Source organism: Streptomyces sp. NPDC045701, from assembly GCF_056432045.1.
On record NZ_JBWKJV010000195.1, the window covers coordinates 1 to 1,680 of the forward strand.

General features: G+C 65.9%; 1 protein-coding gene and 1 pseudogene. One reads left to right on the top strand and one right to left on the bottom strand.

Going from position 1 to position 1,680, the window contains the following annotated elements:
- Nucleotides 1-131, top strand: a pseudogene (locus tag AC07DW_RS34395) (IS256 family transposase); the annotation flags it as partial.
- A gap of 166 nt (nt 132-297) precedes the next feature.
- On the opposite strand, the gene AC07DW_RS34400 reads toward AC07DW_RS34395, so the two are convergent.
- Nucleotides 298-621 carry a chorismate mutase gene (locus AC07DW_RS34400; protein WP_478861518.1) on the bottom strand — a complete coding sequence of 108 codons (324 nt, stop codon included), beginning with the start codon at nt 619-621 and terminating at the stop codon, nt 298-300.
- Nucleotides 622-1,680: the final 1,059 nt, after the last annotated feature.

Here is a 1,680-nt window from a genome sequence, read left to right on the forward strand (position 1 = left end):
GTCTCTACCTCACCACCCTCGCCCTCGACCCCACCGGAAAGGGCCGCAAGCGGTGGACCAGCCGCTGGAAAGAGGCCATGAACGCGTTCGACATCCCTTTCGACGGCCGTCTCCCGGCCGAACGAGTGTGAGCCAACCAGACCAACGAGAAACCTCTACGCCAACCGAGTGGTGAACACCGCTTTCGTGATACTTCCACGGATGAAAGAGCCCCCTGCCTGTGGCCGGCACCGGTCGCCTCGCCGGACACGCGGTGGCCACTTTGCCATAAGCGCGGTGCGGCCTGGCTGCGGTTGGTCAGGTGTTCCGCGTGCCGTCTGTGAGGGTTTCGTGGTGGCGGATCACTTCGGCGATGATGAAGTTCAGCAGTTTCTCGGCGAATGCGGGGTCGAGGCTGGCGCTCCTTGCGAGCTGCCTGAGCCGGGCGATCTGGCGGGCTTCGCGGGCCGGGTCGGCCGGGGGCAGGTGGTGGCGGGCCTTGAGGTGGCCGACCTGCTGGGTGTACTTGAAGCGCTCGGCCAGTATGTGGACGACTGCCGCGTCGATGTTGTCGATGCTTTCGCGCAGCCGCGTCAGCTCGGCGTGTACGGAGTCGGAGTCCCCGGTCGCGCTGGTGCTCATAAGGGAGAGCTTATCCTGCCCTTTGTGTGGAATGTCGTGGTTTGACACCCGTTGTGGGCGTACAACTGAGGCTTGCAGTTGGGGGTGCCAGATAGTCAGTTCGGCTCTTTGTGTGTGGGGCGAGGTATCCCGATGGGGGCGGCCTGACCGTGCAGGAGCGTGCTCAGCGTATGGTCAGGCCGGTGCGCAGCGGGCGGCCTGCGGGCGTGACGTCGGCGGCGGGCCGTGCGTTAGCGGCTGTGGCGTCGCTCTCGGTGAGCTGGCCGCATTCCGTGCCGGCCGCTGGTTCACCGGGTCTTGTGCGGGGGCGGACCGTCCCGACAGCATCGGATACGTCAGCCGGGATCACCTGTACATGAGAAAACGGGTGACAGGTTTGCCGGTTTGACCGAGCACAGTCGCGGGCTGTCTGTCCTGGGGACTGGCTGACCGTGGCTCCGTGGTGAGTTCCGCTGCCAGGGCTGCGTTCACTGATGTGTGCGCCGGTACTTCAGCTGGGCGGGGTGCTGCAGAGGCGGGGTGGCTGCGGGGGGCTGGGGCGGGCGGGGCTCCTGCCCAGGCTGTGGGATGGGTCCTGGGCAGGAGCGGGGGTGGCTGGCTCGACCCCGCTAAAAGCCGGCTGCGTCACCCCTTGGGAAGAACTGTGAGCGCGCGCGGCTGGTCTCCCCAGGCCAGCGGCGGGCGTGTTCACTTCCCGCTGCTCATGTTAGGCCGTCATGGTTATCGCAGGCTTAAATGTTTTGCAGTGGTCCGGGCTGTGTCCTCCGGTCATTGGTCCGGTTGGTGGACATACGTGCGCCGTCCGCGCTCTGTAAGTTTTTTCTTGTGCACCGCGTGGAGTGGCAGCAGTGCATTCCTGGAAGGCGGGGCTTGATCTCACCCCCCGAGGTTCCCGGCCTTCCGGCCCGCACTCCCTCCGCCCGTCCAAGGGATTAACGGAGGGAGTGCGGCGTTTTTCTGCCTGCCGGTACTACAGCCGTGCGTGTCTGTTGGGTGCGTGACGCGTTGTTCCGTTCGTGGAGACGGAGCGCGCGGTAGAGGTGTGGTCGGGCTGGTTCG

Bases quoted from the DNA above. Each gene is read 5' to 3' on its own strand.
- AC07DW_RS34400 (WP_478861518.1), bottom strand. From the start codon at position 621: ATGAGCACCAGCGCGACCGGGGACTCCGACTCCGTACACGCCGAGCTG.